Here is a 26,872-nt window from a genome sequence, read left to right as displayed (position 1 = left end):
CCCCATAAGCTGCAACGGTTTTTTTAATTACCATTTTCCACAGAAGATCAATCAACATCACGCATCTTTAAGTGCCTGATCTAAAGCACGCATAATTTGGCGTTTGGTCGCAAAGAAACGACTAAACAAACTCGACACCGATGCCATAACACTGACATGCCCTGTTTTTGGAATGACAATAATTTCACTATGATTGCCATATTTCTTTAATACGTGGTCGAAGTCTGTGGCATTACTTGCCCCCACAATTTGATCTTTTTCTGCCACCAATAAATAGTGTTTGACTGAATTCGGCTCCACAAAATAATACGGCATCACATCCTGATACGGCACCTCTTGATCAAAGGCATCGGCACATAGCGGATCATCCTTATAATCAAAATGATAAGGCCCTGCCAAACCAATAATCGCACGAATGTGATCTTTACAGCTTAAAGCATAGGGCTGGGGATGGTACAACAAGGACATCACATTAAATGCCCCAGCCGAATGTCCCATCAATACCACCTGTGCCGTAGAAATACCCAGTTTGTGTTGCTGCTGAGTCAAGTAATTCAGTGCAAGAGTTAAATCATCAATATAGGTGGGAAAAATATGCTGTGGCGCGAGTTGATAGTTCATCACCGCAACATCAAAGCCTTCTTTTGCAAAAGCTTCGCCCACAAAACGATAATCCTGCTTATCGCCACGTGACCATGCCCCACCATGCACAAACACCATGAGTGGACACTGCGGGCGTGGTGTTGTAGTGCGGTACAAATCCAGACGATGTCGCGCACGTAAACCATAAGCAATATTGCTTTGAACGGTATAACCCTGACGTGGGGTTAAACGGTTCAGCGCATAGCTGCCCAAACTATACAGGCGAAATTCTTCATAAATACGTTTCGCCTGTTCTAAAGTTTTATTCAGTTGTTTAAACCAGTGTTCCACATTATTGAACATGTGTCGGTTCAACCTGATCTGGGTCAATCGCGACTGGCGTTTGTGTTTCTGGAGCAACCATTGGGCTGACAAAGTTCGTATTGTTGCTCGGTTGTAGCTCAATATTATCAATCAGGGTAATAATTTTAGTGACATTGCCCACTTGTTGTAGCACTTGGTTTAAATCCTGCAATTCTGCATTGTTTAAACGTCCCATCACATACAACACACCATCTTCGGTATGAATACGCACTTTGCTGTCTGACACCACAGGTGCTTTCATAATCAACCCACGGGTATTTGCAGTAACCGTGGTGTCCTGCATAATGGTGCTATAGCTGATTTGATTACCCACTGTAATATAATTGTGGATGGTTTTTACATCACTCATGGCACGCACATTGTCTTCTGCCAACTGTTTTAAATGCGCGTCAGGCACTTGCCCTGTCAACAACACATTGCCATGAAAACTTTCTATATTGACACGTGATTGTTTAAAACGTGAATCCAGTTTATATAAATTAATTTTTGCAGTACGTTCAATAGAGTTATCTATAAACACTTGCCCAAGTGAGCGTGCACCACTTTCTGTACCCACTGGCGCAGTGCCTGTGCCACTTGAAATAAAACTTGCACAACCCGATAAACTTGCTACACACAGCAAGGTCACTGCAATACGCTTGAACACTCAGCAAGACTCCTATTATTTTCTTTCAATTCTGGCTTGTGCTGTGCATTTCATCCTTAGATTTGCACGATCAACAATACACCGACTGATGCTTTTGCTTTAAATTTCACTCAAAGATTAATCAAGTCTGCATCAAAAGTAAAAGCATTTTCAATCCATTGCAAATCATACGGGAATTTGGAAAAGTCTTGCTGTACTGTTTTTGCAAATTGCTGAGAAAAATCAAAGCAAATCACATCAAAACGACAATAATATTCTGAATAGTGTGGATATTCTGTTAAAAACTGCATGGCGGTTTTCATAATTTTACGCTGCTTAGATGCAGACACCACTTCGTAGGCTTTGCCATAGCCAGTTTGCGAACGCGCTTTAACTTCTACAAAAATCAGTTGTTCTGCTTGAATAAAAATACCATCTATTTCACCAAAAACACTGTGATAATTCTGCTCCAGCATACGCCAACCGTGTTGATGTAAATATTGCCAAGCCGTCTGCTCTGCCCATGTGCCAATGCTTTGCTGCAGTATTTTTTTATTCATGCTATATCCAATTTTTTATTTTGTTGTGCTGATCAGGCATATTATTCACTGAGGTGAGATGACGCGAGTTTCACACGTCAGACTGCAATTCAGGTAGAATAAGCGCTTGGTCTGTAACTTGCATCAGACGCAAGCCAATACTGCCGTTGTTTCGTGTTTGATTTTTTTATTTTAGTTTGTTATTTCCCACGGAGAAAACTCAATGAGTGCCCAGTTATTTGTTGTTGCTACCCCAATTGGTCACTTAGATGATATGAGCTACCGTGCAATTGATGTGCTCAAATCAGTCAGCCTAATTGCTGCTGAAGATACCCGCACCTCTGCACAATTAATGAAACATTTTAATATTTCAACTCCGCTTACAGCCTGCCATGAACACAACGAAAGTAACAAGATTGATATTTTAGTCCAAAAATTACTCAATGGCGAAGACATGGCGCTCATTAGCGATGCAGGTACACCACTGATTAGCGACCCAGGTTTTAAACTGGTTCGTGCAGCACAAGCCAATGGTATTCGTGTGATTCCTGTGCCGGGTGCATGTGCAGCCATTGCAGCGCTCAGTGCGGTTGGCTTACCAAGTGATCGCTTTAGTTTTCAGGGATTTCTCGCTTCTAAACAGTCACAGCGATTACAACAACTTGAAAAGCTAAAAGATGAAACCCAAACCCTGATTTTTTATGAAGCACCACATCGAATTTTAGATTCAGTCAAAGATATGGCTGCCGTGTTTGGTGCAGATCGCCCTGTTGGCTTTGCCCGTGAAATCACCAAAACCTTTGAAACCATTAAAAAAATGACTTTAGGTGAATTGGCTGAATTTATCGCAGCAGATCATCATCAACAAAAAGGTGAAATTGTATTGGTGGTGGGGGGAGCGAGCGAAGAAAAAGACATGGAACAAGAAAAATTAGATCAATTATTGCAGCGTTTGTTGCAAGATTTATCGGTAAAAGCAGCATCACAATTGGCGGCTGATCTAACAGGGATTAAAAAGAAAATTGCCTATCAACGTGCGTTGGAATTAAGCCAAGCAGCTGAATAAGCCGATTGAGCAATAACAGTGATGACGATCATCGCGCATAAAAAAAGCATCACCCTTTATACAAGGTGATGCTTTTTTATCTTGAAGTGATAAACATTAGAGCAGCCTGCATAGTAAGCATCCCGCCCTAACTCACTCAACAGTTCAACGAATAAATTCAATCAACAAGTTCAGCAAGCACGTTCAACAGATTAGTCGCGCGCAGACTCATCTGGTGGCACTTCGGTAATTTTTCCGCCACGCGCCAAGAATGCAGCCACTTCATCTTCCAATGCCTGACGCTGTTTTAGTTTGGCAGTTACAGTGAGAGTTTCTGCTTCTGCAAGATCACCATCTACAGCACCTTCTTCTGATTCTGCTGCACCTTTTTCAGCCGCTTTCGCTTCATCTTCGTCTACAGTTGAATCTTCTACATCATCGTAATCGTTCATGTCCGTCATCTTAATCTCCCCACAAATGACTTCAATTTAGTCCAAGTGAAAACTGGTTATGAATTACGATGAAATTTAGCAATCTCTTGGCCTTTCGCATAGAGTCTAGATTAAAAAAAACGTATCTTTTTTAACCAAATTCGTAATCAGGTATGTATGACCGTACAAAAAACGACTGTTTTGCTTTAAACCGCGTAGCGTGTGTCTTTAAGCAGGCTTAATCCACTGGCTTGTGACATAAAGGCATCTTTTAACGCAGGCAGCTGCTCCACCTGTTTTAAACCAAAGTTACGTGCCCACACCACAGGGAATAAAGTGGTGGTTTCCATCCAGCCAATCGCAGACATACTATGCATCATGGCATCATTTTGTCCTTTACGACGATGCTCGTAACGCTTTAAAGTTTGCTCATGCGCCCAAACACCACGTTTGAAATCATGCAACAACACATCGCACAGTACGGCTGCATCCAGACAACCAATATTCACGCCCTGCCCTGCAAGCGGATGAATTACATGCGCGGCATCACCAATAAGTGCCAAACCATCTTGCACATAACGCTGCGCTGCACGTGCTTTCAGTGGGAAAATAGCACGTGGGGTTGCCTCTAAGACTTCCCCAAGCATGTGATGACTTTCACGAGTCAAAAGTTGGGTAAAGTCGTCATCATTCAGTTTGGCATATTCTTCGGCATAGTCATCAGGCAAAGTCCAAACAATCGACTGCCAATGCCCTTCCTGCTCGGCGTGTAAACTTGCCATCGGTAAATAGGCCAAAGGACCAGTTTCTAAGAAAATTTGACGTGCAACATGCTGATGCGGCTGCGCAGTACGAATTGCACAGGTTAGACCTGCCTGACGATAATCCAACACATCAAAATCAATAAAGGCTTGTTCGCGCACAAAGGAGTTAGCACCATCTGCGCCAATGACTAGCTTAGTCTGTAATTGTGTACCATCGGCCAAATAAATGTGCCAAACGCCAACACCACGCTCTAAACGGGTCACTTTGACTTGCGTTCGATAATCTTGCACTTGTTGCAACATTTGCTGCTGAATCGCTAGATTTAAAATGCTTGGCTCGACCATTGAACCCAGAGCCTGCTCAATAGCGGGTGTACGTTCGTTACTTGCCCCAAAGTTAATTTCGCCATAGCCATTTTTATTCCAAACCTGCATGCCGCTATACGGCATATGTCGCGCCAGTTTAGACCAGACATTGACTGTTTTTAACAGGTGGATGGTGGCCTGACTTAAAGCCAATACACGCGGATTGGCAACTGCAAGGGTTTTCTCTGCATCTAAAATAGGTGCGGCATCTAAAACTGTAGCCTGCACCCCCCCTTGTGCCAATAAAAGTGCAGTTAAGCCTCCCACCAAGCCGCCACCAATAATGACGACATCTAACACTTGCGTTTGTTGATTTGCTGTGATCATGCTTTTAACCCCATGGCATAATTGGCGACCAAAGGTTTAATGCCTGGAATGGTATCAAACGCGACTAAGCCTGTATTACGCATAAATTTCAGGATTGGGTTTTGATTGCTAAATCCACGTACCACGCTGTCACAGAATTTAATGACTCGCTGTTGATCTTTCAAACGCGATTGTTCATAGTCACGCAGCATTGCAGCATCGCCTAAATCTGCTGACTGTGCCGCCTGTTCGGTGAGATAACGCAATAATACGTAAGCATCTCGCATACACAAGTTAAAGCCCTGCCCTGCGACTGGGTGAATGGTATGCGCTGCATTACCCATCAGTACAACGCGACCAACCGCCTGTTTTTCTGCCAGAACTTGTGACAATGGAAAACTAAAACGACGTCCTGTTTTTTCAAACTTCCCTGCACGGTCACCATAGGCTTGTTGCAAGGCATTTAAAAAGTGTTGATCATTTTCATCACCAATCCATTCATGTTCTGTCCCTTTTGGCACAGGCCACACCACAGAACGGCGATATTCACCTGGCAGGGGCAGCAACGCCAAAGGCCCTAAATGACTAAAACGCTCAAAACCCACATGCGCATGCGGCTTGGAGGTTTGCACTGTGGTCACAATCGCTACTTGGTCATAATCATGTTCCGATGCACCAATGCCCAAGGCTTTACGGCAGAAAGAATCACGACCATCGGCAGCAATCAGTAGTTTGGCAGCAAGCTGTAATTGTTCCTGACCGCGTACCGCTTCAATATAGGCAAAATTTGCATCTTGTTTAAGACTGGTGACCTGCACACCATCAATCAATTCAATCAAAGGTTGTTTACGTACTTCGGTCAACAACACTCGACCTAACCATGCATTTTCAATCACCTGACCAAAGCTTTCGACTTTTTCTTGTTCGGCCAATAAACGTGCCTTGCCAAAACTACCTTGTTCGGTAATTTGAACTTCTAAAATAGGCGTAGCATGTTCTTGCAAGGCATCCCATAAACCTAGCTCTTGGTAAATTTGTACGCTGCGACGCGACAAGGCACTGTTACGTGCATCAAAACTGGAATGATACGGCGCAAGGTTAGCATCGTCATAATTGGGGTATTGAATCGCTTCTAGCAACTTCACTGCAATGTTTGACTTAGCCAACATCAAGGCTAAGCTTAGCCCGACCATACCACCGCCTACAATGATCACTTCTTGTTGCATGCCTTGATCCTTTTTATGAGGTATTCGACTTCAAAAGATTCAATCGAAATACGTATAATCTGTAATGGATTTTATCTTACCGCAAAGTCATTTATTTTTATAATGAATTAGTGTTGAAGCTATGGAAGATGATTAGACTTCTTGCAAATGTCCGATTCAAACTATAATTATTAATCCCCCATCTTCTTGCTCCGAGCCATGCATGACACAAGAGAAGATATATTCCATACTTAGTACTATTGATGGCTGATGATCAATTTTGAAATAAGCTCAATGATAAAAATGATCTCACATAATGATTATTATACAAACTATCTTTGTAATGCATATTGCATTACAATATTTCCATACATTCAATAACTGAGAAAAGTGATGGCTACTGTTAATTTCAGGGTCGATGAAGCCCTTAAAGAAAAATCTTATTCAATCCTTAAAGAACAAGGTATCTCACCTACCGATTTCTTTACCAATATTCTTGAATATGTGGCAACGACTGGAAAGCTTCCAGTACAGAAAGCGTTGCTTTCAGAAGAAGATGCTGAACTATTGGCACTTGTCCGTAAACGCATGAATGATCCTAAAGAGATGTTCGAGGAAGTCACATTAGATGACTTATAATCTTTTACGTCACAAGGACTTCACTGCAGAATGGGAAAAGCTTCCGAGTGCTATCCGCGACCAATTCAAGAAAAAATTAGCCAAAGTCATTGAGCAGCCACATATTCCAAAGAACATGCTTAAAGGTGATCTTGCTGGCTGCTATAAAATCAAATTATTAAAAGCGGGTGTCCGACTTATTTATCAGGTCAAAGATGATCAGGTCGTTATTTTGCTCATTACCGTTGGAAAGCGTGCTGATAACATTGTTTATGATGAAGCAAAAAAGCGGATCAAAGACTAAAAATTATTTACATACTCAAAATTTACACGCGCTTTCTAATAAAAAAGCTGATCACTTGACCAGCTTTGATTAGACCCAATTAAGCAGATTTAGCTTTTGCCATCAATGCTTCAATCTCTTCCACAGTTTTAACCACTTTTGAAGTCAGATTCAATGGCCCGTTCGCAGTCGCCACAATATCATCTTCAATACGGATGCCTATACCACGCCATTTAGCATCTACCGTTTCATCATCGGGTGCAATGTATAGACCCGGTTCAACGGTCACCACCATACCTTCTTCATAAACACGCCAGTCTTCACCATGTTTATAGCTGCCGACATCATGCACATCCATGCCCAACCAATGCCCTGTACCGTGCATATAAAACTGACGATAACTTTCTGAAGCAATAATTTCTTCTAAATCGCCCTGCATAATGCCTAGATCAAGCAATCCTTGCACCAAAATACGCACCGCAACATGATGCGGCTCTTTGTAGGAGTTACCAATTTGCACGGCTTCAATTGCTGCAATTTGCGCATCCAATACAATGTTATACAGCGCTTTTTGTTCTGGGCTGAATTGACCATTCACGGGAAAAGTACGGGTAATATCTGAGGCATAGCACTGATATTCACAGGCTGCATCAATCAGGACTAAATCGCCATCTTTAAGCACTTTGTCATTTTCGACATAATGCAAAATGCAGGCATTTTCACCACCACCAACAATACTGTTATAGGCAGGTACGCAGCCAATTTTACCAAAAATATAATTCAGTTCAGCTTCTAGCTCATATTCCATCATGCCTACTTTTACTGTTTGCATAGCACGAATATGCGCTTCTGCACTGATATTTGAGGCAATTTGCATCAACTCCAATTCAGACTCAGTTTTATGCAAACGCATTTCATCCAGCAAACGATCTAACTGAACAATTTTAGCAGGTGCAGTATTGCCTTGACGATGTTGTGCATCGGCTTGTTGGTTCCATGCCGCAACACGTACATCAAATTCAGTCTGCTGCCCTAAACGATAATACAACGTGTCTTTATTGACAATTTTGGCGATGATTTCTGCATCTAATTGCGCAATTGCAAAAGACTCATCTGCCTCAAACAACTCAATTGCGCCTTCTAGCCCTGCACGATAACCATTCCAGATTTCCATTTCACGGTTACGTTCACGGCAGAACAACGTGTAGGTATAACCTTCATCAATTGATTCATAGGTTTCAATCACCGCAACTGCTTCAGGTTCGGCAAAACCTGTTAAATAGAAAAAACTGCTGTCGGCACGATATTTATAATCTGCATCACGATTACGCATTGCCACAGGACTGGTTGCAATAATTGCGACACTATTGGGCCCCATCAGTTCTGCAAGTTGATCACGACGTTCTTTAAATTCGACTTGAGTCAGTTTTTTCATAAATACGGTCTACATATATAAAATGATGAAAATATGATTGTTGTAATGACTTAAAGCACCTTACACCGACATACTTAGGCACACAACGCCCGATTAACTCGGACGGTGTGGCGTAAACATTTCAACAACAGCACTTGCGTTTTGTGTGGTTTGTGCAGTTTGTTGACGCGACTTAGCATGTAAGTTTTGCAATAAAGAGCTTTCTTCTACTGGTACTTTTTTACGTCCTACAGATAAACTCACAGGAATTAAACGTACAAATTCATACAATTCCTGATAGCTTTCTTCGCCTTCTTCGTCATTGTCTGAATCTTCAAATTCAACCGCAGCGACATCTTGTAAATGCTCAATCAGTTCAATTTCATCTGAACGAATATGCCCAGAAGCTAAACCAAACCCAAGCACGACGCCTGCACACCAATCCGCCAAAGCTTGTACACGTTCTTGTAAAAGATGTTCATCATCTGGCAACAACGGCAAATAATCCAACTCATCTTCAGACAAGGCATGTGCGACATCTTCTGATTCATCGGTTAAAAGTGACAGTGCGGCAGGCTCTAATTCTGGCACATTTAAAGTTTCTAAAATCTGCTGCCATTCGGTTTCACTTGGTGCATCTGTCACACAAACTATACCTGTCAGCAAGCCATGTAACTCACTTGGGCTTGAAATTTCTTCAATGTTAGAAAAATTGCGGAACCATTCCGACCAACCTGAAATATCGTCTTGCATTCGTTTATCCAATCTCTATACTTCGTATATATTACCTTTGTTTGCAATACTGTGCGACCACGATATGTTAGAAGAATTACAGCGTCTACAAGCGCATATTGGTGTTTTAAAAACACGAATTGATCATTATGAAAGTGAAAATACCGCCCTCAGCACAGCCAAGCAAACTGCTGAGGAACAGCATCATGCACAAATTGTGCAAAGAAACAGCATTATTACTGCCAAGCAAGATGAAATTGAGAATCTGACTGAGCAATTAAGCAGCACTCAGGCGCAATTTCAGCAGTTAAACCAAGATGCGACAGCACTGGCAGACCGTTACAGTCGTTTGGAAAAAAGCTGTACTGATTTGAAAAACCGCTTTCAGGAAATTTTGGCTGAGCGCAATGAATTACGCATTCTGAAAGAAAAAATGCTGAATGATCAGCGTATGAATCAGCATGAAATTCAGACACTCAAACAAGAACGTGAAAGATTGTTACAAAAAAATGAGCATGCCAAAGCCAAAGTTGAAGCTATTATTCAGCGTCTTGCAATTTTAGGTACAGCTCAAGATCATCATGCGCAAGAAATTCAACAACTTGCCCACCCTGCCGAAGTGAGCGAGGAAGGTTAATATGTCAGTTCAAATTCCAATTGATTTACGTGTTTTAGGACATAGTTTCCGTTTAGCCACAACTGAAGAAAAAAGAGAAGATTTAGAGCGTGCAGCACAATTATTGAATGAACGCTATGATGAGTTTCGTCGTAAAGCGCCCAATATGGAACCGAGCAAACTGATTATTGTGGTGGCTTTAGAGTTGATGCAAGAGGTTCTTTCTATGAATAAATCTTTGCAGCATTATGAGCATTGTGAGCGTTTACTCAGCACCATTTTGCAAGAAGTTGAAGCCCTTACTTAAGTGTCGTTTTTTTGACTTAAGTTTGCATAAAGGCTATGCAAACAAGCTCTATCTTTACAGTTAATTCGTGAACATGAGTTGCCAAGCAACTGAGATGGGTTATACTAATTCTAACTCTGAGGTGTTCGCCAGCGAGTCTATATCCCTGCCGATACTTAAATCTTAGGATTGTGTTCTGCATATTTAGAGCGTATGCCCATCTCGTATGGGAAACCCAGCAAGTATGCGTCGCGTCCGCCTTGAACTTTTTCGGGTTCAGGGTAACGACATGCAGCGGCATCTTCGGAGCTATTTATTTTTAAATATCTAAAAATAAAATGTCTAAAAAATATAAAATCGTTTAGAAAAATGTATCAGCAGAAACCTTAAACCGCTCAGACAGCGCTTTAATATGACGAATATTCAACTGGCGTTTGCCGCTTAAAATCTCCGAAATCACAGATTGAGTTGCAACCTCTGCCAAGTCAGATTGACCTAATCCATGTTGCGCCATCAAAAAAGCTAAAGCAGCACGACCATCTCCATGAGGAATAGGCAGGTGTTCATTTTCATAAACAGAAACCAAGTCACCGAGTTGATGAATCAGCCCCATTAAAGGATGCGTTTCATCATCACCAACAATATCTAAAAGCTCATCTAAAGCCTCGACAAGTGCATGAAAATCTTTTTCATTTTCTGGTTTACTCAGCAAAGGAGCAACGTAGTGCCAGTGATCTACAGCCTGTTTAATCATTGCGTTCATACTAATCCTCCTTCCAATGACCTTTGTCATATTCTTTATGGGATAACACATGACGAATATACACACGCTTTGCCTGATACATCACAACAGCAATAAGTCGAATCTTATTCCCACCAATATCGAATACATGAAACTTTCCAACTTTATCAACTGCTGGAAATAACTGCTTCATTTCGGCAAAGTCTTTCGGATCATTTGCCTTAATAATTCGATACCAACCATCGAGTGCTGTTTCAGCCTGTGGCCACTTGTGCATTGCCTCTATAATTCTAGCGTGGGTGATCACATGCATAATATTTTATCGCATTTTGCTATAAATCAAGTATAAACTGATTATCGCATATTGCAATATTTTATAGCGAATTAAACAAACTCAGTTTCACCAACTTGATGATAGTGACGATTAAAATAAACCAACGCCTGATCTTGTTGATTTTTTTGAATGGCAACTATTGGGCAAATAAAAATAGTATGCGTCCCCACTTCTTGAATTTGCGAAATTTCACAATCAAAGCTGACCAATGCATTTTTTAATATAGGAGCGCCCGTTTCCAAAGCAGCCCATTCAGCCTGCTTAAAACGCTCATCGGAACTCAATTTTGATGAGGCAAATGCATTGGAAAGATGTTCTTGTTCTGCATTTAGCACATTCACACACAGCACTTTATTCTCTAAAAAACTGAGATGTGAACGCGATGATTTATTCATACACACCAATAATGTTGGCGGTGTATCTGTCACGCTACATACCGCAGATGCAGTAAAACCATGACGTCCTGCATATCCCATTGTCGTCACTACATTGACTGCACTTGATAAGAAAGACATTGCATTTTTGAAGTCTGTTGCTTTAACCATCACCGTATTCCAACACTCAACTTTTTTAGAAAGTTCAAAGGATGCTTTTTGCCTGAAAAAGCATCCCTGATTCACTTAACTTAAATTCACTTGGCTTGAATTCACTTCGCCTGATCGAACGCTTAACTAGATAATTCTTGGCGAATAATCTTCGTACCAGCAGCCAAAGCCTGTAACTTGCCTCGTGCAACCTGACGACTCAATGGTGCCATTCCACAGTTAGTCGATGGGTACAACTTGTCTGCATCGACAAATTGCAATGCTTTGCGCAATGTATCTGCAACTTCATCGGCTGTTTCAATCGTATTCGTTGCGACATCAATCGCACCCACCATCACCTTTTTACCACGGATAAGTTCAAGCAAATCCATCGGAACACGTGAGTTGTGACATTCCAGTGAGATAATATCCAAATTAGACTGCTGTAGTTTTGGGAAAACTGCTTCGTATTGACGCCATTCTGAGCCGAGTGTTTTTTTCCAATCGGTATTGGCTTTAATGCCATAGCCATAGCAAATATGCACGGCTGTTTCACATTTCAAACCTTCTAACGCGCGCTCTAATGTTGCCACGCCCCAGTCATTCACCTCATCAAAAAACACATTAAACGCAGGTTCATCAAACTGGATGATATCCACGCCTGCTGCTTCAAGTTCACGCGCTTCCTGATTCAGGATTTTGGCAAATTCCCACGCCAGTTTTTCACGGCTCTTGTAGTGCGCATCGTATAAAGTATCAATCATGGTCATAGGACCAGGCAGCGCCCATTTGATGGGTTGATCTGTCAGTGAACGCAGGAATTTGGCATCTTCAACAAAGACTGGTTTTTGCCTAGAAACTGCACCCACCACAGAAGGGACACTGGCATCATAACGATCACGAATTTTGACTGTTTCACGTTTTTCAAAATCGACACCTTCAAGGTGTTCAATAAAGGTGGTGACAAAATGCTGACGGGTTTGCTCCCCATCACTCACAATATCAATCTCTGCTTGCTGTTGTTCATGCAGTGATAGACGTAGCGCATCTTGTTTTGCGTCCAGTAATTCTTGCCCTGTTAATTTCCAAGCTGACCAAAGCTTTTCAGGTTCTGCGAGCCACGAAGGTTTAGGTAAACTGCCAGCCGTTGAGGTCGGTAATAAAATAGCCATTTTGAATCTTCTATCTGTATTTTAAGTTAAGCAACACGTTCTTGATTGGCAGCATGTAGCGGCACGAACTTGGCAGCCCATTGTTCAAGAATATCTTGATAAGGCTTGATAAAGTTTTCTTCAGTCCATTTGCCCTGCTTGACTGCCAACTGACCTCGCTCAACACGGTCATATACAACTTGGGTTAATGAATAATCCTGATAATTCAAACTTGGCTGATAGACCTCGCCTGCAGGTGAGTTGGTGTTATAAATTTCAGGACGATAAATTTTCTGGAAACTTTCCATGGTACTGATGGCACTGATCAGCTCAAAATCTGTGTAATCACGCAGTAAATCGCCAGAAAAATAGAACGCAAGCGGTGCATTGCTATTTTCAGGTTTGAAGTAACGCACGGTTAAACCCATTTTTTCAAAATAGTCATCGGTTCGTGAATATTCATCATTTTTATATTCTGTGCCTAAGACAGGATGCACATTGGTCGTACGATAATAAGTTTTTGTGGTTGATACGCTCAGGCAAATCACAGGTTGTTTTTGAAACTCAGCTTGGAACACTGCTGAACTGACCAAATGCTGATAAAGCTTGCCATGTAAATCACCAAAACTTTCAGGCTTTTCATTTACTTTGCAGCCTAATGCTGGCAAGACCACACTAAAATCATAATCACGAACATACGATGAAAAACTGTTGCCAATCATGCCTTCAATACGTTCATTTGTTTGATGATCTGTGATCGTACTTTTTAGCATTTCAATGAATGGAAAAGTTTTGCCATTTCCTTCAATATCAATTTCTGCAGAAATAATGTCGATTTCAAGCGAATAACGATCACCTTTTGGGTTATCGCAAGATGCCAGCGAGTTAAAACGATTATTGATCATCGCTAAAGTTCTGCGTAAATTTTCCTGACGGCTTTCACCACGCGCCAAATTTGCAAAATTGGTGGTTAAACGCGTGTTGTTAGCAGGTTCATAGTTTTCGTCAAAACGAATACGTTTAATTGAACAGGTGAATGGCTTTGTCATGATGATCTACTACCCAAATTTAAAAAGTTAAAATTTCTGAATGAGGGTATTTATACTGGAACGACAAAGTGAATAAAAATGATTTAACCTCAACCTAAAGTGAATTTTATTCACCTTAATTTAAAATATGCAGCAAAACATCTAAAAATGATGGTTTTTCTGTTATCCCTTAAATTTAAAAATTAAAATAAATATTTCAATAACAACAAGTTAAAACCAAAAAATATTTTTATTCCGATAAATATTGAAGAGTATATTTTAGAGGACAGCACATAGTTCATTCAGCAGATTTCAGCCCTGAATGAATGAAACTCAGCTTGAAGTTAGAAAATCTCAGCTTCTGATTGGCTTGGTTTAGCATCTTCGTGATCAAAATGTATTCAGTTGGTCACATCAAAAAACAACGAGAAAAAATCGGCAGGCAAAAAAATAGGTCAATTCGTCAGTTGACCAATTGACCTTACGATAAGCTCACACATTGGAGCTTCTTAGATGATGCAGTTTTATTGAACTTGTGCAGGAAAATCATCTTCTGCCAATGCAGCCGTAATTTGATCTACAGTTGCAGTGCTTTCCACGGTCACAATTTTAGTCGCTAAATCGACTTCAACTTTTGCAGCAGGATCAACATCTTGAATGGTTGCCGTGACACCACGTGCACAACCGCCACAAGTCATATTTTCAATCAATAGTTTCATTGCGAACTCCACACTTCTGCCTTTGTTGAACTGTAGTTTAAAGCTTACCATGCTGGCAAGGTCAAGCCTATTTTGGGCTAAAATTTACTTGACCTTACCATCGTGTCAATCTATATGCTAAACACATCCTCCAAATTATAGAGACGACCATGGACGCAAAACACCCAAATGCCTCTCCCTATCAGGAAACTTTGTCTATAGAAGGCATGACCTGTGCCTCATGTGTCGGGCGTGTCGAAAAAGCCTTAAAAAAAGTCGATGGTGTAGAAAAAGCTGAAGTGAATCTTGCAACAGAAAAAGCACTGATTCACGCATCGCAACCTTTAGACCGTGCACTGCTCATTAAGGCAGTGCAACGTGCAGGTTTTGATGTAGCTGCCATTCAACCAATAGAACTGTCTATTGATGGCATGACCTGTGCCTCGTGTGTAGCACGTGTCGAAAAAGCCTTAAAGAAAGTGTCTGGTGTAGAACAAGCCAATGTCAATTTGGCGACTGAACGCGCATGGATTCAACCGAATGCCACAGTTTCTAGCCAAGACCTGATTCGAGCGATTCAAAAAGCAGGTTATGACGCCAAACTGCTGCAACACGACTCTAACGAACAACACGATAAAAAGAATCTGGAACAGCAACAACTGAAACGTGATTTAGTAATTTCACTGATTTTAGCCTTGCCTGTATTTATTCTGGAAATGGGCTCACACATGATTCCCGCCTTTCACATGTGGGTGATGCACAATATTGGGCAACAACAAAGTTGGTTGATTCAATTTGCTTTAACCACATTGGTGCTGCTGTTACCAGGACGTCGTTTTTATCAAAAAGGGATTCCAGCGCTGTTACGTTTTGCGCCTGATATGAACTCTTTGGTGGCTGTGGGAACTTTGGCTGCATACAGTTTTTCATTGGTAGCGACATTTATGCCACAGCTTTTACCAGAAGGCACAGTGCATGTTTATTATGAAGCTGCGGCAGTGATTGTCAGTTTAATTTTGCTAGGGCGCTATTTCGAAGCCAAAGCCAAAGGTCGCACTTCACAAGCCATTCAGCATTTAATTGGTATGCAAGCCAAAACTGCGCGTATTCATCGAGATGGTCAAATCATTGAAGTACCTGTGGCAGAAGTCAGTTCCAATACCATTGTCGAAATCCGCCCGGGTGAACGTATTCCTGTAGATGGTGAAGTAGTCGAAGGTCATAGTTATATAGATGAATCGATGATTACAGGTGAACCTGTTCCTGTGGCAAAACAAGTGGGCAATCAAGTTGTAGGCGGTACCATCAACCAAAATGGCACACTAAATATTCGTGCTACTGCCATTGGTGAAGCTTCGGTGTTGGCGCAAATTATTCGCATGGTCGAGCAGGCGCAAGGCTCTAAATTACCTATTCAAGCCTTGGTGGATAAAGTGACCATGTGGTTTGTACCTGCCGTGATGTTATTGGCTGCACTTACTTTTATTGTGTGGTTTATTTTTGGCCCAGAACCTACCCTAACCTTTGGTTTAGTCAATGCAGTCGCTGTTCTAATTATTGCCTGCCCATGTGCGATGGGTTTAGCCACACCGACTTCAATTATGGTGGGAACAGGTCGTGGCGCAGAAATGGGCGTGCTGTTTCGTAAAGGCGAAGCTTTGCAGCTTTTGCAAGATGTTAAAGTGGTCGCGGTGGATAAAACAGGAACGCTCACCGAAGGCAAACCAACATTAACCGATTTTCATGTGCAATCGGGTTTTGATGCAGATCAGGTCTTTGCACTTTTGGCATCGGTAGAAGCGAAGTCTGAGCATCCTATTGCATTGGCGATTGTGCAAGCTGCAACAGAAAAGCAAGTCAGTTTACTGCCTGTTACCGAATTTGACAGCATCACAGGTTCAGGTATTGAAGCACTGGTGAATGGTCAACGTATTCAGATTGGTGCAGACCGTTATATGCAACAAATTGGGCTAGATGTTAGCGCTTTTAATGCAGAAGCTGCACGTTTAGGACAAGAAGGCAAAACACCAATTTATATGGCGATTGATCAACAACTGGCAGCCATTGTTGCCGTTGCAGACCCAATTAAAGACACGACTTTTGCTGCTATTGCAGCGTTGCATCAACTGGGTTTAAAAGTGGCGATGATTACGGGAGATAACCGACATACGGCTCAGGCAATTGCTGCACGTTTACAGATTGATCATGTGGTGGCCGAGGTTTTACCTGAAGGCAAGGTCGATGTTGTACGTGAATTACAACAGCAATTTGGACGTGTGGCTTTTGTGGGTGATGGTATTAATGATGCCCCTGCTTTGGCACAAGCCGATGTTGGAATTGCGATTGGCACAGGCACAGATGTTGCGATTGAAGCAGCCGAAGTGGTGTTGATGTCGGGCAATTTACAAGGTGTGCCCAATGCAATTGCTTTGAGTAAAGCCACCATCCGCAATATTCGTCAAAATCTGTTTTGGGCATTTATTTATAATATTGCCTTGATTCCAATTGCTGCAGGCGTGCTATACCCGTTTGCAGGTATTTTGCTCTCGCCTATTTTTGCTGCGGGCGCGATGGCATTATCTTCAGTGTTTGTATTGGGTAATGCGCTCCGTTTAAAATATTTCCAAGCAGCACAGATTTAAATGCAACATACAAAAGGGTTTAGAAGATTGCTCTACGCCCTTTTTATGAGAGAAGTGACATGAATATTGGTCAAGCCTCTAAGCTATCGGGTATTTCCAGCAAAATGATTCGTTATTATGAGCAAATTGGTTTACTGGATACCGCCAAACGCTCTGCTTCGGGTTATCGGATTTATTCTGAGCAAGATTTAAAAACTTTGTCTTTTATTAAGCATGCACGGGATTTGGGGTTTTCTTCTGAGCAAATGAAAGAATTGCTAGGTTTATGGAAAAATGCTGACCGACAAAGTGCAGAAGTGAAGCAACTCACGCTTAAACATATTGAAACCTTAAAACAGAAGATTACGCAATTACAGGAAATGGCGAACTGGTTGCAAAGCTCTGCAGATCATTGCTCTGGCGATGAACAGGCAGATTGTGTGATTTTAAAAGATATTGAATTGGGGAAGTGATTTGGAATTAAGCTTCCCCCATTCAAACAAGACCTGACAGTTATCCACTTGTTAGAAACCATTGTTGTATCTGTCAGCTTAAATTTAACTTAGGAAATCTACATCCCTATCTTTTTAATACATAGCATAAAAAACTCACACTTTGGGGAAGTGTGGGGGGAAACTTGGAATATCTGTTACTTTATGGGAGCGGATTATATATAAACACAATTTGAATTGATAGATATTCTAAACAATTTACGAGATAAATTTAACACTTTTTAAGAATCTCTCCGATAAACTGCACAACAATCAAGTTTTAGCACTATTCATTACGCATATTTTAGCGCGGTAATTCATACCCTTTTTCATTAATTAAACGAACCGCAGCATCACAGACTTCTGCATCATAAATTGTACCGTGTCCACGTATGACTTCTGCAAGTGCGACATCTACCCCTAATGCGAGGAGAAATAAATGACTTTAAGTCAAATACGTCTGGCGATACTAAGTCACGAGATAATTTAGGCATACTTTACCCTGCACCCAACCGATGAATGGTTTTTAGACTGACTTCGCTCACTACAGGTACGACAATATTCTGAAAAGACATCACGATATTTCCTATTTACTTGCAAGCCTGATTGAATCAATCTCTTTTATCATCTTACAAGCTATTGATCATTTTTTAAGGCATTTAAAAGTTGAAATTTAAGGAAATTTTATAAAAAACTCCAAGCTCAAACTCAAAAACCACATTACGACTTCATCTATTTTGTGAAATACCTCTCATTTTTAAACGATAAATTTTTTAGAATGATTTATGCTATATCACACATCAATAAACGAAAATTGAATAACAAGAGAGTTTGATCTATGCCACATTCTTACCACCTCGAAAAACACTATATTGAACGGTCTGGATGGTTACGTGCTGCAGTATTGGGTGCGAACGATGGGATCATTTCTGTGACCAGTTTGGTCGTGGGGATGGCAGCCAGTGGTGCATCTTCTCAAACATTGTTAATTACCTGTATTGCAGGCTTAATTTCGGGCGCTGCTTCTATGGCAGCAGGTGAATATATTTCGGTGAAATCTCAACAAGACATTGAACAAAATGACCTTGCGATGGAAGCACGCGAATTAAAACTCAATCCAGAGCATGAACTAAAAGAACTCACCAATATTTATATGATTCGTGGTTTAGATGCCGAATTGGCAGAACAAGTTGCCATACAACTGACTGCTCACAATGCTCTAGATGCCCATGCCCGTGACGAAATTGGTATTTTAGAACACACCTCAGCGCAGCCATTTATGGCAGCTTTTTCGTCGGCATTGGCATTTACTGTAGGTTCATTATTCCCGTTGGTGTCTATTTTACTCTTACCTGAACATCTGTTAGACAAAGGCGTAATGTTGGTTGGTGTAATTAGTCTAGGGGTTATGGGTGCGCTTGCCAGCTATGTCGGTGGCGCAAGTATGTGGAAAGGTGCATTGCGTGTCATGATCTGGGGTATTGTCGCCATGGTATTCAGTGCGTGGATTGGTTCAATGTTCCATGTCGCTGTGGCTTAAAATCTAGAAAACTCAGTATAAAAATCTGCCCTATCTTTGGATAAAAATATGTTCAGAGATAGGGCAAGCTTCAGAAATAACATGAATGAACAGCTTATCCATGCAAAGTTTATATCTCTAAAACTTCTATCTTCAAAGTTAATCAAATAAAACTACAACAGATTCAGCCCACAATTTTAAGTCAGTTTTAAGTTTCAAATTTTAAACTAAAGCATCTTAAAGTCTTTTGAATCATTGACGATGTCTAAACAGCCCCAATCACCACTTGCTCCGTCTTTCTTTGCCCGACTGCGCTTTTGGCAAAAACCAATTTCATTATTCTATTTCAATCTGCTGCTTGCCTTATGGTTAGGCTTGGTATTGAACTATGGATTTTATGAGAAAATTCAACAATTCACGCCTTATCAGGGCATTAAAGCCATAGGCTTATTGAGCGCAACCGTGATCGTGATCATATCGGCGTATAACCTATTGCTGCAATGGCTGAACTGGCGTTGGAATGCCAAAATATTAGCCAGTATTTTGATTGTAGTCGGTGGATTCAGCGCTTATTTTGTCAATAGTTTAGGTGTGGTGATTACCGCAGACCAAATTCAAAATATGCTGCAAACCGATGTACGTGAAGTACGTGATCTTTGGTCAGTGCGCTTGGTGGTTTGGAGTGTGCTGTTTGTGCTACTGCCATTGGTCTTGGTGTGGTCTGTTAAAATTCAGCCGACTCATTTTGCCCGTCAATTACTGCAAAAGACCTTAGGCAGTGTGGTTTCGATTGTGCTGATTTTAGGTTTATTGTTCTGTTTTTATGTGGATTATGCTGCAATCTTCCGTGAACATCGTGATTTAAAAGGCATGCTTTCTCCACAAAATGCGATTACCTCTAGTCTATCGTATTATAAAAAGAAAGCTCCTAAACAGAATTTGCCGCTGCTGCGCTATGGTGAAGATGCGCATTTAATTCAACGTGCGCAAACAGGCACAGCACCCAAAATTATGCTGTTGGTGGTTGGTGAAACTGCACGTGCTGAAAGCTTCTCGCTGAATGGCTACGCAAAAAATACCAACCCTGAACTCTCCAAGCTGCCTGTGATTAATTTCACTCAAGTCAGCTCTTGTGGTACAGCCACGGCTGTTTCTGTGCCGTGCATGTTCTCGGGGATGCCACGCCAAAATTATGATGAACAACTGGCAAGTCACCGTGAAGGATTACTGGATATTGCTCAGCGTGCAGGTTATCAAGTCACTTGGATTGATAACAATTCAGGCTGTAAAGGTGCCTGTGATCGGGTGCAGCAATATCAAATTCCTGCAGAACTAAAACAAAAATGGTGTGATGCCAGCGGTGAATGTTTAGACGAAATTTTAGTAGACAGTTTACAGGCTTATCTTGCTCAACTGGACCCGAAAGACACGCGCTCACATTTAATTGTATTGCACCAAATGGGCAGTCATGGACCTGCTTATTTCAAACGCTCAACCGCAGCTTATCAACCCTTCCAACCGACGTGTAACAGCAATGCGATTCAGGGGTGCAGTGCCGATGCCTTACGCAATACCTATGACAACTCGATTGTCTATACCGACCATGTTTTAAGTCAGTTGATTCAAACTTTAGAGCAACAAAAAAACTATCAAACAAGTTTTTGGTATTTGTCTGATCATGGAGAATCGACAGGCGAACATGGTTTATATTTACACGGCGCACCGTATTCTATGGCACCCACTCAACAAACTCATGTACCGATGCTGATGTGGTTTTCAGAAACTTGGCAACAACAAAATGCTGCGCAAGTGAATTGCTTAAAAGCACAACGCCAAACAGCATTGAGTCAGGACAATCTTTTCCCAAGTTTATTGAGCTTACTAGATGTAAAAAGCCAAGTGATTGATCCGAAAAATGATATGCTGAATCAATGTTCTGCCCCATCTACCACTCAACCGCAGCACGAGTCGTAACATGCCTAAAATATTAATCATTGAAGATGATTTTATGATTGCCGAATCGACCCAAACCTTGCTCAAGTTACAGCAATTTGATGTTACTTGGGTGAACAACGGGATTGATGGCTTAAAGCAATTAGAGCAGCAAGATATCCAGTTGGTGTTGCTGGACTTAGGCTTACCCATGATGGACGGCATGCAGGTATTAAAAAACATTCGCCAGTTACATCTACAATTGCCCGTGCTGATTATTTCTGCGCGTGATCAATTGCAACAACGGGTGGATGGTTTAAATCAGGGTGCAGATGATTATTTAATTAAACCCTATGAATTTGATGAATTACTGGCGCGAATTTATGCCCTGCTCAGACGTAGCGGCGCACAAAATCCTGTAAACGATACCGCACATATTTTAAGTTATGGCGATTTAGTCTTAGATACCGAACAACATTTGGCAAAATTCAAAGGTGAATATATCGAATTGTCGAATCGTGAATGGGCAATTTTAATGGCTTTGGTCAGCCACCCTAATAAAATTTTCTCTAAAAGTAATTTAGAAGATAAATTATATGATTTTGACAGTGAAGTCAGCAGCAACACCATTGAAGTCTATATTCACCATTTACGCGCCAAACTTGGCAAGGACTTTATTCGTACCATTCGTGGTTTGGGCTACCGTTTAGGGCAAATTTAATGCAATCCTACTCTTTGCAAAAACGTCTGATTGTTTATGTTTCTATCTTTAGTGTCATGTTGGGCTGCGTTTTGGTATTTGCAGCGTATCGAATTGCCCTAGAAGAAATGAATGAAATTTTAGATGCACAAATGCAAAGTTTGGCAGAACGCATTGCAGCGAACCATCCTGAACCTACACAGAGCCAAATCGATTTAAATCAGAGATATAGCGAAGAAGACTTATTTGTCGATATTTGGTCATATGACGATGCTACAACACAATTACACCCTCAAGATGTGTTGCTACAACCCGTAGAAAAACCAGGGTTTTATAATCATCAAACCGAAGTTGGACTGTGGCATACCTATATTTTGCCGCAAGAAACCCTACAGATTCAAATTAGCCAGCAAAACTCTGTGCGCCAATATTTAGCTTTAGAATTAGCGGCAAATATGTTTATTCCCTATGCAATATTTTTACCCTTTGCCCTTTTGGCTTTGGGTTGGCTGATTCGTCATAATTTTCAACCACTAAATAACTTTAAAAGCGAATTGGCACGTCGTAAAGCGCAGGATCTCAGCCCGATTCACATGTTGGATTATCCTGTCGAGCTTGCACCCACGATTCAGGAAATGAATCAGTTATTTACGCGAATTTCTGCCGCACAGCAGGAACAGCGCCAGTTCGTTGCCGATGCTGCACATGAGTTACGTACCCCGCTCACCGCACTTAATTTACAAGTACAAATTTTATTGCAGCAATTTCCACATAGTGATGCTCTCAATAATTTAAGCCAAGGGGTTTTGCGTTTACAGCATTTGGTCAATCAGTTATTAAGCTTAGCCAAGCAAGATGCCTCAGATAGTCTAATTGAAAGCGATCAAGCTCTATCTTTAAATCAAATGACCATTGCCTGTGTGGAACAGCTCATTCAATTGGCATTGCAAAAAGATATTGATTTAGGTGTCGAACAACGCCAAGAGTTGAATATTCATGGACAAAGTTCTGCTTTGCATTCCATTATTTATAATTTAATTGATAATGCGATTAAATATACCCCCAAACAAGGCGTGATTAATGTGACTATTTTTCAGCAAGAACAACATGCAATTTTGCAAATTGAAGACAGTGGTGCAGGCATTGACCCCGCACTATTCAATCAAATTCGACAGCGTTTTTACCGTATTCATAACCATGCGGAAATTGGTAGTGGTTTAGGTTTATCTATTGTAGATAAAGCCACCCAACGCTTAGGTGCAAGTTTAGAGTTTTCTAAAAGTGCCAGTTTAGGTGGTTTATGTGTGCAGGTTAAATTTCCGATGCGTTAAGATCGGGTTTTAAGTTAGATTTTGAGTATGCAATTTATGCGCCAAGAATGCATAGGCAACCACATTCAAACACCAAGTAATCCAGCCTGTCCAAAGATTATGACTAAAAAAATGTGCCCCGCGCATCATTTGCGCCCAGCCCATCCCCATGCCTAAAATACATGCTGCAATTAAGAAAAAATAAGCACGTTTAGGTTGAGCAGCCCGATAAACAAAATATCCTACCAATAAAGCAAAACCACTTGAGGCATGCCCCCCTGGAAAACAATGCCCTGCCGTTGCACTTAAATCCCGCCGAACACCATGCGCTGTGGCAATGCTCATATCCCACGGGCAAGCATGTGCCGACTGTGATTTAAGTATTGCAATCACACTGGTCGAAATCACCACCATCCAAAAGAAATAGCCAAACTCCCAACGACGAGCACGTAATTTTTGAAATCTGAAAGACAGCAACCAAGCCAGCAAATAGCTCAGATATACTGCAATCAGGATATATTTGACATAACGATGATTTAATTCAGCCAATGCCCAATTTTGTCGAAGTGGAAATTCTGCATGAGCATCCACGAAGGGTTGAATGAGGTGTAAATCTAGCCTGCCTGCAACGCTAAATAAATTGAGCAATATCAGCAAACTCAGAAGGAGTAAAATTGCTTGAAGAAGTAAAAATTTTGAATGCTGATGCCGCATGAAGAATACTCAACTCACTATCTATTTTAAAGTCTGTTTTATGCTTGTTTTTAAGGGATTAAGCAGGAATCAGGCATGCGCCCCAAGTCAATGCGATAATTGCCAAAGCAACAAATTGCGCTGCACTGCCCATATCTTTGGCATTTTTAGACAAGGGATGTTGCTCAATTGAAACACGATCGACCACAGCTTCAATGGCTGAATTAATCAGTTCGACAATGATGGCAAGTAAACACACCACGATCATGATCACTTGTTCGACACGACTAACAGGCATGAAAAAACTGAGTGGAATCAGCAGTGAATTAATCAGAATGATTTGCCGAAATGCCGCTTCATTTTGAAAGGCGGCTTTAAACCCTGCCAAAGAATAGCTTGTGGCATTCAAAATCCTTTGTAAACCAGAAGTGCCTTTGTAAGGAGAGCGTGGAAGCATAGTGAATCTGATTTGAAATAAATCCGATGTTAAGTCACTTAGCTTAAAATTGGCTTAAATATAACCTTTTGAGACTATTAAATTAAATCTGTGTAATATGTAACATTATGAATGCCTATTGAATAATAAGACTCCATCTAAAGTAAGCTGTAAATACCATCAATTTCTTATTGTTGAATCTAAGGTTGTATCAATTGCTCGGCTTCAACTTGCTTAATATCAAAATCAGGACTTTCTTTGGCTTGAATAATTTGCACAGGAATAAAGCGCACTTGAACCACACTTGGTTTTCCACGTGGGTCTTGTGCTAATTTTTGATTCAATGCAGAAATCTGTTGAGGTTTTGGCGCTATATCTCCACGCAAGACTACGCGAATTAAAGTCATCTCTTTACGCCGATCAAACTGCACCGTATCAATCAAATTATTATGTTGATTAAATTGACTTTCAATCAAGCTTTCTACCTGATGTTCATACATCTGTTTATTTAACATCATCATAAAGTTAAAGCTTAAATAGATACCCAGCGCAAAAAGTACTAAAAGACTCACGATATTTCTTTTAATAAATTCAATTACTGTGCTATTTACTTCTTCATCTGAACCGCGTCTAAAACCAGCTGCCCATAACACCAGTGAAGAACTAATTTGAATAGCAACAATATTGGTCAGTGCCAACAGCAGAGCATTTGCTGCATGTTTCCATTCCAGATGCGCAATTAATATGCCACTTGCAACCAGCGGCGGTACCAAAGCAGTCGCAACTGCAACGCCAACAACAGCCACAGACAGACGTGGTGAAACGGCTGCAAATGCCCCTGCTGCACCACCCGCAAGTGCAATCATTAAATCCATAATGGTAGGCTGAGTTCTAGACAGAATTTCATGGGTGATAGGTAAGTTAATATTGATAAGACCTAAAATGATGCCAATACTGACAATCATCGAAACACCTAAAACTAAGGTTTTAAATGCTGTTTTAAAAAACAACCATCGATTATCAATAAATGCTAAAGCCATACCTGAAATAGGACCAAGCATCATCGCAACCAGCATTGCACCAATCACCACTGCAGCTGAATCAGACAATAAACCATAGCCTGCAATAATAGCTGCCAAAGCATTCATTATAAAAAAGGTTTTGCTTGGCAAGGCATCGGCCTGAATATTCAGCCGTACTTGTTTATGATCAATCTTTTTAGAGTTTTCGCGCTCCGCTTGTTTGTATTTCAGCTTTTCTTTCAGAAGTTCATATTTTTCTTGTTCAGGACTGTCTTCAACCACAATCGTTGGATCTTGATCTTTTTCCATCGCATGCCTCTGTGTTAGCTGAATAGGAATCTATCCAAATTCTCATGTAGCCGTAGACTTTGTGCAATTCCGCCCAGCATGTTTGGCTTCATACAATTTATTATCTGCAAGTTTAAGCACTTCAGAAATATCCTCTGCATCTTTAAACCAAAATGCGATACCAATTGAGATGGTAATTTCACCCATACCATTAATATTGGTTTGTTGCATGGTCTTTCTTAAACGCTCCGCAGCTTTATATGCCACACTTGGGTCGGCAGTCGTCATCAGCACTAAAAACTCTTCGCCCCCAGAACGGCAACAAATATCATGATCCCTAAAATTAGTTTGCATTATTTGGGCGAGCGTTTGCAGTACCATATCACCTTGATCATGCCCATAGTGATCATTAACTTTCTTAAAGAAATCAATATCAATAGACAATGCTGCAAACTCAGTTCGGGTTTTGACCAACTCATTTAAAAATAATTGCATCCCACGACGGTTATATAAACCTGTCAATGGATCAGTATTGACGTGATGCTTTAACTCCGCAATCCGATGACTAAAGGTTTCCGAACTGAGTAATAATGAGGTTCTAAACTTTAATACCTCGAAATACCACGGGTCGACTTCTTTAATTTTATCTTGAATTTCAGCCTGATTCAGCATACTTGCCATACGTGCCAAGCGGTTCAAAGGTGAAGAAATAAAGCTTGAGATATACCAAACCAATAAGAAAATAAATAAGTAAAAAATAAAGATTCCAACCGATACTTTTAAAATCAAGATATTGGCTTGTGCAAGTAAATCCTCTGTCGGCTGCTGAGAAACCACAATCCAATTGACACTTGGAATATGTGCAAAACCTGCCAAATTATCTATACCTAAACTATTTTTTAAACGGATTGAGCCATTTTTATGCTGATTAATATAATCCAACCCCGTATTGTTGATAATTTTTTCACCAATACGATTTTTATCTGGATGAAAAATAATACGGTTATGTTGATCAATCACATACATATAACTTTTTTTATAGTCATATTGTGTATTCAGCATGGCTTTGTTGCACAAAGATTTGAAATGCAAAGCGCCCCTAATTGAGCCAAATTTAAGGCGTAACTTGGGTAAGTGGTCGACCTAATTCCGTAAATCTGTTAAGAACTGCTACACGTGCATGGATC

The 26,872-nt window shown here is 40.9% G+C and carries 28 protein-coding genes, 1 other RNA gene and 1 pseudogene; 12 read left to right on the top strand and 18 right to left on the bottom strand.

Annotation, left to right across the window (positions count from 1 at the left end):
* Positions 1–57: 57 nt before the first annotated feature.
* The 3 genes from AC07E5_RS14580 to AC07E5_RS14570 form a co-directional block, all read right to left on the bottom strand.
* On the bottom strand, positions 58–945 hold the full coding sequence (locus AC07E5_RS14580; RefSeq protein ID WP_104852296.1) for an alpha/beta hydrolase: 888 nt from the start codon (positions 943–945) through the stop codon (positions 58–60).
* Positions 935–1,612, bottom strand: a complete 678-nt coding sequence (locus tag AC07E5_RS14575; RefSeq protein WP_498625720.1) for a BON domain-containing protein — start codon at positions 1,610–1,612, stop codon at positions 935–937. The genes AC07E5_RS14580 and AC07E5_RS14575 overlap by 11 nt, the downstream gene beginning before the upstream one ends.
* 110 nt (positions 1,613–1,722) lie before the next feature.
* A complete protein-coding gene (locus AC07E5_RS14570; protein WP_096902164.1) occupies positions 1,723–2,151 on the bottom strand; it encodes a YraN family protein in 429 nt (142 codons plus the stop codon).
* 202 nt (positions 2,152–2,353) lie between these two features.
* Between AC07E5_RS14570 and rsmI the strand changes: the two genes are divergently transcribed.
* On the top strand, positions 2,354–3,196 hold the full coding sequence (gene rsmI, locus AC07E5_RS14565; RefSeq protein WP_178319212.1) for a 16S rRNA (cytidine(1402)-2'-O)-methyltransferase: 843 nt from the start codon (positions 2,354–2,356) through the stop codon (positions 3,194–3,196).
* Between the two features lie 191 nt (positions 3,197–3,387).
* Here rsmI and AC07E5_RS14560 read toward each other — a convergent pair whose 3' ends face one another.
* The 3 genes from AC07E5_RS14560 to ubiH all read right to left on the bottom strand — a co-directional run bounded on the left by AC07E5_RS14560 (position 3,388) and on the right by ubiH (position 6,268).
* A complete protein-coding gene (locus AC07E5_RS14560) occupies positions 3,388–3,636 on the bottom strand; it encodes a hypothetical protein (protein ID WP_004972644.1) in 249 nt (82 codons plus the stop codon).
* A gap of 176 nt (positions 3,637–3,812) precedes the next feature.
* Positions 3,813–5,063: an FAD-dependent monooxygenase gene (locus tag AC07E5_RS14555; RefSeq protein ID WP_154320491.1), complete on the bottom strand. Its 1,251-nt coding sequence runs from the start codon at positions 5,061–5,063 to the stop codon at positions 3,813–3,815.
* Positions 5,060–6,268 carry a 2-octaprenyl-6-methoxyphenyl hydroxylase gene (ubiH, locus tag AC07E5_RS14550; protein ID WP_253103861.1) on the bottom strand — a complete coding sequence of 403 codons (1,209 nt, stop codon included), beginning with the start codon at positions 6,266–6,268 and terminating at the stop codon, positions 5,060–5,062. The genes AC07E5_RS14555 and ubiH overlap by 4 nt, the downstream gene beginning before the upstream one ends.
* A gap of 372 nt (positions 6,269–6,640) precedes the next feature.
* Between ubiH and AC07E5_RS14545 the strand changes: the two genes are divergently transcribed.
* Complete coding sequence (locus tag AC07E5_RS14545) at positions 6,641–6,886, top strand: type II toxin-antitoxin system RelB/DinJ family antitoxin (protein WP_004970507.1); 246 nt, start codon at positions 6,641–6,643, stop codon at positions 6,884–6,886.
* The gene (locus AC07E5_RS14540) at positions 6,876–7,169 is read left to right on the top strand and encodes a type II toxin-antitoxin system RelE family toxin (RefSeq protein ID WP_004970510.1); all 294 of its coding nucleotides are present in this window, start codon (positions 6,876–6,878) and stop codon (positions 7,167–7,169) included. The genes AC07E5_RS14545 and AC07E5_RS14540 overlap by 11 nt, the downstream gene beginning before the upstream one ends.
* Before the next feature lie 79 nt (positions 7,170–7,248).
* On the opposite strand, the gene pepP is transcribed toward AC07E5_RS14540, so the two are convergent.
* Together pepP and AC07E5_RS14530 are read right to left on the bottom strand one after the other, a co-directional pair.
* Positions 7,249–8,583, bottom strand: coding sequence for a Xaa-Pro aminopeptidase (gene pepP / locus AC07E5_RS14535; protein ID WP_498625718.1), 1,335 nt, complete (start codon positions 8,581–8,583; stop codon positions 7,249–7,251).
* Between the two features lie 93 nt (positions 8,584–8,676).
* The gene (locus AC07E5_RS14530) at positions 8,677–9,315 is read right to left on the bottom strand and encodes a UPF0149 family protein (protein ID WP_180006016.1); all 639 of its coding nucleotides are present in this window, start codon (positions 9,313–9,315) and stop codon (positions 8,677–8,679) included.
* A gap of 64 nt (positions 9,316–9,379) precedes the next feature.
* Between AC07E5_RS14530 and AC07E5_RS14525 the strand changes: the two genes are divergently transcribed.
* From AC07E5_RS14525 to ssrS, 3 genes are all read left to right on the top strand, one after another.
* Positions 9,380–9,931, top strand: coding sequence for a hypothetical protein (locus AC07E5_RS14525; RefSeq protein WP_019836370.1), 552 nt, complete (start codon positions 9,380–9,382; stop codon positions 9,929–9,931).
* 1 nt (position 9,932) lies between these two features.
* Positions 9,933–10,217 carry a cell division protein ZapA gene (locus AC07E5_RS14520; RefSeq protein WP_004970518.1) on the top strand — a complete coding sequence of 95 codons (285 nt, stop codon included), beginning with the start codon at positions 9,933–9,935 and terminating at the stop codon, positions 10,215–10,217.
* 110 nt (positions 10,218–10,327) lie between these two features.
* Positions 10,328–10,510: non-coding RNA, 6S RNA (ssrS, locus tag AC07E5_RS14515), on the top strand.
* A gap of 47 nt (positions 10,511–10,557) precedes the next feature.
* On the opposite strand, the gene AC07E5_RS14510 is transcribed toward ssrS, so the two are convergent.
* The 6 genes from AC07E5_RS14510 to AC07E5_RS14485 all read right to left on the bottom strand — a co-directional run bounded on the left by AC07E5_RS14510 (position 10,558) and on the right by AC07E5_RS14485 (position 14,694).
* The gene (locus AC07E5_RS14510; RefSeq protein WP_004970519.1) at positions 10,558–10,959 is read right to left on the bottom strand and encodes a helix-turn-helix domain-containing protein; all 402 of its coding nucleotides are present in this window, start codon (positions 10,957–10,959) and stop codon (positions 10,558–10,560) included.
* Between the two features lies 1 nt (position 10,960).
* Positions 10,961–11,251 (bottom strand): type II toxin-antitoxin system HigB family toxin, encoded by a 291-nt coding sequence (locus AC07E5_RS14505; protein ID WP_019836372.1) that lies wholly within the window; start codon positions 11,249–11,251, stop codon positions 10,961–10,963.
* Between the two features lie 71 nt (positions 11,252–11,322).
* Positions 11,323–11,817, bottom strand: a complete 495-nt coding sequence (locus AC07E5_RS14500) for a flavin reductase (protein ID WP_498625717.1) — start codon at positions 11,815–11,817, stop codon at positions 11,323–11,325.
* A 122-nt stretch (positions 11,818–11,939) separates the two neighbouring features.
* A complete protein-coding gene (locus AC07E5_RS14495) occupies positions 11,940–12,968 on the bottom strand; it encodes a methionine synthase (protein ID WP_004970525.1) in 1,029 nt (342 codons plus the stop codon).
* A 26-nt stretch (positions 12,969–12,994) separates the two neighbouring features.
* Complete coding sequence (locus tag AC07E5_RS14490) at positions 12,995–13,996, bottom strand: putative oxygenase MesX (protein ID WP_004970527.1); 1,002 nt, start codon at positions 13,994–13,996, stop codon at positions 12,995–12,997.
* Positions 13,997–14,499: 503 nt separating this feature from the next.
* Entirely contained in the window at positions 14,500–14,694 is a 195-nt protein-coding gene (locus AC07E5_RS14485) for a heavy-metal-associated domain-containing protein (protein ID WP_004970528.1), read from the bottom strand.
* A gap of 149 nt (positions 14,695–14,843) precedes the next feature.
* Here AC07E5_RS14485 and AC07E5_RS14480 point away from each other — a divergent pair, with 149 nt between their 5' ends.
* The 6 genes from AC07E5_RS14480 (at position 14,844) to AC07E5_RS14455 (ending at position 23,267) form a co-directional block, all read left to right on the top strand.
* Complete coding sequence (locus AC07E5_RS14480; protein WP_096902718.1) at positions 14,844–17,315, top strand: heavy metal translocating P-type ATPase; 2,472 nt, start codon at positions 14,844–14,846, stop codon at positions 17,313–17,315.
* 59 nt (positions 17,316–17,374) lie between these two features.
* A complete protein-coding gene (gene cueR, locus AC07E5_RS14475; protein ID WP_004970532.1) occupies positions 17,375–17,767 on the top strand; it encodes a Cu(I)-responsive transcriptional regulator in 393 nt (130 codons plus the stop codon).
* A gap of 856 nt (positions 17,768–18,623) precedes the next feature.
* Positions 18,624–19,325: a VIT1/CCC1 transporter family protein gene (locus AC07E5_RS14470; protein ID WP_096902719.1), complete on the top strand. Its 702-nt coding sequence runs from the start codon at positions 18,624–18,626 to the stop codon at positions 19,323–19,325.
* Positions 19,326–19,565: 240 nt separating this feature from the next.
* A complete protein-coding gene (locus AC07E5_RS14465) occupies positions 19,566–21,278 on the top strand; it encodes a phosphoethanolamine transferase (protein ID WP_498625716.1) in 1,713 nt (570 codons plus the stop codon).
* Between the two features lies 1 nt (position 21,279).
* A complete protein-coding gene (locus AC07E5_RS14460) occupies positions 21,280–21,957 on the top strand; it encodes a response regulator transcription factor (protein WP_104852307.1) in 678 nt (225 codons plus the stop codon).
* Positions 21,957–23,267, top strand: a complete 1,311-nt coding sequence (locus tag AC07E5_RS14455; RefSeq protein WP_253103867.1) for an ATP-binding protein — start codon at positions 21,957–21,959, stop codon at positions 23,265–23,267. The genes AC07E5_RS14460 and AC07E5_RS14455 overlap by 1 nt, the downstream gene beginning before the upstream one ends.
* A gap of 9 nt (positions 23,268–23,276) precedes the next feature.
* Here the strand turns inward: AC07E5_RS14455 and AC07E5_RS14450 are convergent, their stop codons facing one another.
* The 4 genes and pseudogenes from AC07E5_RS14450 to AC07E5_RS14435 form a co-directional block, all read right to left on the bottom strand.
* Positions 23,277–23,960, bottom strand: a complete 684-nt coding sequence (locus AC07E5_RS14450; protein ID WP_498625714.1) for a phosphatase PAP2 family protein — start codon at positions 23,958–23,960, stop codon at positions 23,277–23,279.
* Between the two features lie 58 nt (positions 23,961–24,018).
* The gene (locus AC07E5_RS14445; RefSeq protein ID WP_498625713.1) at positions 24,019–24,396 is read right to left on the bottom strand and encodes a diacylglycerol kinase; all 378 of its coding nucleotides are present in this window, start codon (positions 24,394–24,396) and stop codon (positions 24,019–24,021) included.
* Between the two features lie 179 nt (positions 24,397–24,575).
* Complete coding sequence (locus tag AC07E5_RS14440) at positions 24,576–25,706, bottom strand: TIGR00341 family protein (protein ID WP_498625712.1); 1,131 nt, start codon at positions 25,704–25,706, stop codon at positions 24,576–24,578.
* A 42-nt stretch (positions 25,707–25,748) separates the two neighbouring features.
* Positions 25,749–26,768: pseudogene (locus AC07E5_RS14435) on the bottom strand (sensor domain-containing diguanylate cyclase); the annotation flags it as partial.
* Positions 26,769–26,872 lie beyond the last annotated feature (104 nt).

The sequence above is a fragment of the Acinetobacter seohaensis genome (genome assembly GCF_056431365.1).
Note: the sequence above shows the minus strand (reverse complement) of the source record. Positions and strands in the feature narration are given on the sequence as shown.